We start from the raw sequence: 7,008 nt of genomic DNA on the forward strand, positions 1-7,008 counted from the left end.
CCGCACCCCCCGTGCCGCGCACCCCGAGCCGGGGGAGGAGCGCCCGCCGCTGAGCCTGCCCGGCTTCTGGTACGGCCGCCGGCTGGTCTCCCGGCTGCGGGCCGCGCACACCGCCGCCGGACTGCTCACCGTCACGGCCGCCCTCCAGTACGCCACTGCCCACCACGACACCCGGGGCGAGGCCCCCGGCCCGCTGGCGGCCACCGGCGGGGTCCTCGGCCTGCTCTGCGCGGTGCTGTGGGCGCTGGTCGTACTGGTGGTCATACACCGGGGCCGCACCGAGAAGGAGGCGGACGAACACCGCGACCCCGCGGCCACCAAGGCCCTGCCCAGCGCCGCCGCCGCGCTGCTGCTCGTCACCGCCGTGCACACCGCCTGGGACCGGCCCGGCTGGGAGAGCTCCGGGGCGCTGCCGGGCACCGGCGCCTTCGGCACGCTCGCCGTCGCCCAGGGCGGCCTGGTGGCGGCGCTCGCGCTGACCGCCCTGGTCCTGCACCGCAGGGCCCCGGCCGGGCACCGCAGCGCCATGGGAGGGCTCGGCGGCGCCGCCGTCGCGTTGATCGCGTGCGCGTTGGGCGGAGTGCTGTCCGGCGGCATCAACCAACGGGTCTCCGAATGGCTCGCGCCCGGCTCCTCGGCCGGCGCCTCCTCGCTGATCACCGGCCCGCCGGTGGTACTGACCTGGCAGGCGGCGGTCATCCCCGGGCTGATCACGGCGGTGGTGGTCTTCGCGTTCGTGTCCGCCGTCCGCACCTGGCGCACCTGCCGCCGGCTCACCCCCGGCGTCATCGACGGCTACCCGCGCGAGACGGCCGAACTGCGCTCCCGCAGCCGCCGCATCGCCGGTACCATCGCCCGGGCCGGGCTGACCGACTCCGCACCCGTGCTGCTCGGCTCGGTGGCGGTGCTCACCCTCGTCCTGGGCGCCGGCGCCGTACTCGGCGCGCAGCTGAGCGAACGCCCGCCGGGCGAGGCCGCCGGCGCCGCCCCCAGCCCGTTGCCCGCGCTGCTCGGCCTCGCCCAGGGCGTGGGCTCATGGCTCATGGGTGCACTGGTGATACTCCTGGTCACCATGGGCCGACGCGCCTACCGGGACGCCGGGGCCCGCCGGACCGTCGGCATCCTCTGGGACGTCGGCACGTTCTGGCCGCGGTCGGCGCACCCGTTCGCCCCGCCTTGCTACGCCGAACGCGCGGTGCCAGACCTGAGCTGGCGCATCGCCACCTGGACGGAGCTGACGGGCGGCCGACTGGTCGTCTCCGGGCACTCGCAGGGCAGCGTCCTGGCCGCCGCCGCCGTCTGGCAGCTCGACCCGGCCACCCGCAGCCGCGTCGCGCTGCTCACCTACGGTTCGCCGCTGGAACGCCTCTACGGCCGCTGGTTCCCCACCTGCTTCGGCCCGACCGCGCTGCGCGCGCTGCACCGGGAGACCGAGGGCTGGCGCAACCTGTGGCGGCTGACCGACCCGATCGGCGGCCCGGTGAAGGTCGACTCCGACGAGCACGGCGTCGTCGACCGGGGCCCGCTGCGCGATCCGCTGCACTACGGCCGGACCCTGCGCAACCCGCTGCCCGCGCCGATCTGCGGACACAGCGACTACCAGTCCGATCCGGCCTTCGAGGAGGAACGTGCGGCCCTGCTCGCCGCCCTCGAACGCGCCGCGACCACCGCGCCGGACAAGACCGCGTCCGCCCCGGCGGAGACGACCGCGCCGGTCCCGGCGGACAGCGGCGGCGCACAGGCCGTCGCCGACACACCGGCCGCCGACGACAGCGCGGCCCTCCGCAAGGTGCCGGGTCAGGGCAGGGCCGGCAGGTCCTCCGCGTAGAGGAGCGTCAGTTCGTCCTTGCTGGGGTCCGGCAGTTGGGCGACCCGGCCCGCGTGCCTCTCGACCATCGCCTCGAACGTCTGCCGGGCCGTGCGCCCGTTGCCGAACGACGGGCCGCGCGGCACGGCCGCGAAGTACTTGAGCAGCGCCTCGTCCGCGCCGGTCGCCAGCCGGTACTCGTGCTCCTCCGCCTGCTGCTCGACGATCCGCAGCAACTCCTCGGCCGTGTAGTCGCCGAAGGCGATCGTCCGCGAGAAGCGGGAGGCGACCCCCGGGTTCACCGCCAGGAAGCGCTCCATCTCGGCGGTGTACCCGGCGCAGATCACCACCACCTCGTCGCGGTGGTCCTCCATCAGCTTCACCAGCGTGTCGATGGCCTCCCGACCGAAGTCGCGCCCGGCGTCCTCCGGGGAGAGGGCGTACGCCTCGTCGATGAACAGCACCCCGCCGCGGGCCCGGTCGAACGCCTGCTGGGTGCGGATCGCGGTGGAGCCGATGTGCTCGCCCACCAGATCCACCCGGGAGACCTCCACCAGATGGCCGCGCTCCAGCACGCCGAGCGAGTGCAGGATCTCCCCGTAGAGCCGGCCGACCGTCGTCTTGCCGGTACCGGGGGAGCCGGTGAAGACCAGATGGCGGCGCACCGACGCGGCCTTGAGACCGGCCTGTTGGCGACGGCGGCCCACCTCGATCATGTCGGTGAGCGCCCGCACCTCGTGCTTCACGCTCTCCAGGCCGACGAGCGCGTCGAGTTCGCCCAGCACCTCGGTGGCCGGTCGCGCGGCGTGCTCCTCCTCAGGCGCGGTCCGCGCCGCCGGAAGCGCCGCCTCCGCGGTCAGCAGACCGGCCCGCTGCACCGCCGGCGCCGGCGAGGAAGGCCGGGGCTCGGTGGTCGCGGCAACGCTCTCGTCGCTCGTGCACTCCTCCACGAGCGGACCGTCCTCCGCGAACTCGTAGCCGCCGCGCGCGCATCGCTCGGTGCGGCAGCCGCGCAGGGTGGTGCGGCAGCCGTCCATCACATGGAAGCCGTACCCCCGCGAGCCGGTGACCCGGCAGCTCCGGAAGGTGCCCCGGCCCTCCGCCGAGACGTAGAAGCCGGCCTCGGCCGGTCCGCTGACCGAGCAGTTCTCCACCAGCGGATCGGCGCCCTTGGTGACGATGACACCGGTGGAGACCTCGTCCATCGAGCAGCCGCTGAGCACTCCGCCGCTGCCGTGGTCACGGAACCAGGCGCCGGTCGCCGCCTCCCGGATACGGCAGTCGTCCAGTTCGACGGTTCCGCCGTCGCTCACCGACACGGCCGTGCCGCGCACCTGGGCGATGTCGCTGTCCACCACGTCCGCCCGGGAACCCCTGTCCAGGACGAACAGCGCGTCGGGCACCTGCTGCACCCGGCAGCCGTCGAGCACCGCCGCCGCGCCGTCGCTCACCCACACCGCCGGGTAGTCGCCGGTGCTCTCCTGGATCTCACATCCGTTCGCGTCCACCCGGGTGCCCGGGTCCCACACCGACAGACCGTTGCGGCCGAACCTGCGGACCTTCGAGCGGGCGAGGGTGAGCACCGAGCGGGACCGCAGGTCGACCGCGTTCTCCGGCACGTCGTGGATGTCGCAGCCGGTCAGCGCCAGCACCGCGTCGGTGTCCAGGGTGATGCCGTCGCCGGTGGTGCGGTGCACCTGGCAGTCGACGAGCTGCCCCTGGGCCCGGCCGGTGACGTGCACACCCGTGCCGCGGATCTCGTAGAACTCGCAGCCGACCGCTTCCACCGCGCTGCCCTCGCCGCTCAGCGACAACCCGGCGCCGCCCGCATGGTGCACCCGGCAGCGCTCCAGCCGCGGCGCGCCGCCGCCGGTGACCGAGACCCCCACCTGGCCGGCCGCGACGACCTCGCAGTCCTCGAAGACGCCGCCCGCGCCACCGGAGACGCTCACCCCCAGACCCGCCGGGTTCTCGACGACGCAGCCGCGCACCACCGGGCGCGCCCCGGCCCGCACCTCGAGGCCGACCGCCGAACGGGTGCTCACCCGCAGTCCGCTCAGCTCCGCGTCGCAGTCCTCGACCAGCAGGGCGGGAGCGGCGGTGTCCTGACCCTCGACGTGCAGGTTCCGCACCGCGGCGTTGCCCCGCACGGTCAGCGCCACTCCGCCGTCGGGCGCCAGCCTGGCCGGGCCGGCGCCCGTGCGCTCGGGGCCGGTGAGGGTCACGGCCCGCTCGACCACCACGTTCTCCCGATAGGTGCCCGGCCCGACGGTCAGCACGTCCCCGTCGCCGGCGGCCTCCAGCGCGGCGGCGAGCGTGGCGTACTCGCCGGTGCGGCGCCGCCACCGCGACGTGCTGGTATGCGTCACCTGGACCGAGCCATGTGCCATGGACCGCTGTGCCCCAACTTCCTGTGCAAACCGTCAGTTCGAAGAGTGTGTGTCGATGGTGCGGACGCCCGTGGGCGAGCCGGGGGACGCCGGCGCCGCCACCGCGAGCGGTCCGCGGCGAGCCCGGCGGGACCACCGTAGCGTGTGCCGCGTCCCGACGATGACCGCACCGACGACTCCGCCCCCTGCCCGCCGGGGCCGGTCAGTTGGGCGCCGCCGAGGGCCGGGGGCGGCCCCAGCCGGGGCCGGCCCGAGACCACTCCCGCTCCCAGCGCTCCCATCGGCGGCGCAGCATCACACCCAACACGAGTCTGCGGACCGCCTCCACGGCGGCCGCCGCGGCCACCGCCACCACCGTGCCGGCCGCCGCGGCCGTGGAGGCCACCGTGGCGCCGTCCAGCGGGGGAGCGGTGACGCGTCCGGCGGAGTCGATCCACAGCCGGACCCGGTCGCCCGCCCGCGCGCGGTGCGCGAGCGTGACAGCCGCCCGTCCAAGCCGCCCGTCCGGCGCGCTCCACACCGTCAACACCCGCTGGTCGCCGCGCGGATCGTCGGCCGGGTCGCCCGCCCGCCCGCCGCCCGGCAGTACCCGTACCACGGTTGCCACCACCTGGCGGCGGTCCTCCTGCTGGTGGCGGGCGGTGGCGGCCAGGGCCCGTTCGGCGCCGTGCTCGGCGGCCAGTCCGGCGGCCGGGGCACCGAGCACCACACTGAGCAGGGCGGCCAGTGCGAGCCACCCCTCCGCCCTGTCGGTACGACGGCACAGCGGGTTGCGGCGCCAGCGCCACAGGCCCGCGATCGCCCGGAACACCCGGCTCCCCTTCCGTCCGAGCCGCGCCGGTCCTTTCCCGGCCGCGCGGCCTCCGAGCCGGGAGGCCGGACCGTATCCGACGCCGCACCAAACGGTACTGGCCGCGCGGCGCGTTGTCCCGCCCGGGGACGCGCCCGGTCGCCGCCTCCGCGCCCTGCCCGACGGGTGACCGTTGGCTGCTACATCTGTACGCCCGTTAGCTCCTGCGAACCCGCCGCGGACGGCGGCGACAGCGGAGCGTGAGCCGCCGTGGCGCGATGCTCACCCAGCGTGCAGTGAGGCCGTCGAAGTGGGCCGCGCTACCCGTCGGCGGAGTCGTCATTCTCCTGGTCCGCTTATCTTTTGAGTGATTGCCGCCCCGATCGGGCCGTCGTTACGTTCTTCGCGCACCTCGGGCGAACCGCCCGTAACAGACGGAAGATTGGCGGTGTACTGCGTGACGGCTCCGGTCGAGACGACCTCCGGAAACGAGACCACCCACCCTCAGCTCAGCCTCGCCACCTCGGCGGCGCGACAACTGGCGACGACCACCAAGACACCGCCGCAGATGCAGGGCATCTCCTCGCGGTGGCTGCTGCGGGTACTGCCGTGGGTGCAGGTCTCCGGCGGCACCTTCCGAGTCAACCGGAGGCTGAGCCACACGCTCGGGGACGGCCGGGTCGAGTTCATCTCGACGGGCGCGGCGATCCGCGTCATCCCGGCCGAACTCGGCGAGATCCCCGCCCTCAGGGGATACGAGGACCCCGACGTGCTCCAGGAACTCGCCGACCGCTTCGTCCAGCGCGACTTCGGCCCCGGCGAGGCAATCCTCGAGGCGGGGCAGCCCGCCGACCAGATCGTGCTCATCGCGCACGGCAAACTGACCAAGGTCGGCGAGGGCTTCTACGACGGCGAGGTCACCCTCGGCGTGGTCGCCGACGGCGACTACCTCGGCGACCACAACCTCACCGAAGAGACGCCCGGGAACTGGGACTTCACCCTCAGGTCTGCCACCAGCGGCACCGTCCTCACGCTGGACCGGTCACACCTCGACCAGCTCAGGGACCGCGCGGACAGCCTGCGCCGGCATCTGGCGGACTACCAGGTCGCCGTCCCCGCGCAGCGTACCGAGGACGGCGAGTCGGCCATCGAGCTGGCCGCCGGCCACCACGGCGAGCCCGAACTGCCCGGCACCTTCGTGGACTACGACACCGCACCGCGTGAGTACGAGCTGAGCGTGGCGCAGACGGTGCTGCGGGTGCACTCCCGGGTCGCCGACCTCTACAACGAGCCGATGAACCAGGTCGAGGAACAGATCCGGCTGACCGTCGAGGCCCTGCGCGAACGCCAGGAGCACGAGATGATCAACAACCGGGACTTCGGCCTGCTGCACAACGCCGACCTCGGCCACCGGCTGCACACCAGGACCGGCCCGCCCACCCCCGACGACCTCGACGAACTGCTCGCCGTGGTGTGGAAGGAACCCAGCGTCATCCTCGCGCACCCCAAGGCCATCGCCGCCTTCGGACGCGAGTGCAGCCGCCGCGGCCTCTATCCGGACACCGCCTCCATCCAGGGCCACCAGGTACCGGCCTGGCGCGGCGTGCCGATCCTGCCGTGCAACAAGATCCCGGTCTCCCGCACCGGCACCTCCAGCATGCTCGTCATGCGGACCGGGGAGAAGAACCAGGGTGTCGTCGGGCTGCACCGCACCGGCATCCCCGACGAGTACCAGCCGAGCCTGTCGGTGCGCTTCATGGGCATCAACGAGAAGGCCGTCATCAACTACCTGGTGAGCGCCTACTTCTCCCTCGCGGTGCTGGTCCCCGACGCGCTGGGCATCCTCGAGGACGTCGAGGTCGCCCACTAGGGCCAGTCCCGAGCCGCAGCACTCCGCCTCCGCCACGCCGTGCCACCGGCCGACGTGACCGCGCGCCCGCCACGCGCCGGTGACGTCGGCCGGGCGTAGCGCTGTCTCCACACCCCCGACCACCGGAAGGCCCCGTCCCGCATGACATCCC

Annotated in this window: 4 protein-coding genes; 2 read left to right on the plus strand and 2 right to left on the minus strand. The window is 74.2% G+C overall.

The features are described 5' to 3' along the window. Window positions 1-1,828 (plus strand): hypothetical protein (locus tag FNX44_RS28190; protein ID WP_173019249.1); only part of this gene is annotated, 1,828 nt, incomplete at its 5' end. Here the strand turns inward: FNX44_RS28190 and FNX44_RS21555 are convergent. Continuing rightward, window positions 1,798-4,197: a right-handed parallel beta-helix repeat-containing protein gene (locus FNX44_RS21555; RefSeq protein ID WP_143650337.1), complete on the minus strand. Its 2,400-nt coding sequence runs from the start codon at window positions 4,195-4,197 to the stop codon at window positions 1,798-1,800. The two genes, FNX44_RS28190 and FNX44_RS21555, sit on opposite strands and share 31 nt — an antisense overlap. A gap of 202 nt (window positions 4,198-4,399) precedes the next feature. Continuing rightward, window positions 4,400-5,008, minus strand: coding sequence for an Rv1733c family protein (locus FNX44_RS21560; protein ID WP_143650338.1), 609 nt, complete (start codon window positions 5,006-5,008; stop codon window positions 4,400-4,402). A gap of 436 nt (window positions 5,009-5,444) precedes the next feature. Here FNX44_RS21560 and FNX44_RS21565 point away from each other — a divergent pair, with 436 nt between their 5' ends. Beyond that, a complete protein-coding gene (locus tag FNX44_RS21565; protein ID WP_323369565.1) occupies window positions 5,445-6,857 on the plus strand; it encodes a family 2B encapsulin nanocompartment shell protein in 1,413 nt (470 codons plus the stop codon). The last annotated feature ends 151 nt before the right edge of the window (window positions 6,858-7,008 follow it).

It is taken from the genome of Streptomyces alkaliterrae (assembly GCF_007097205.2).
Taxonomy (GTDB): Bacteria; Actinomycetota; Actinomycetes; order Streptomycetales; family Streptomycetaceae; genus Streptomyces; species Streptomyces alkaliterrae.

Excerpts from the sequence above, each read along its gene's own strand:
- FNX44_RS21555 (WP_143650337.1), bottom strand. The coding sequence starts at position 4,197 with ATGGCACATGGCTCGGTCCAGGTGACGCATACCAGCACGTCGCGGTGG.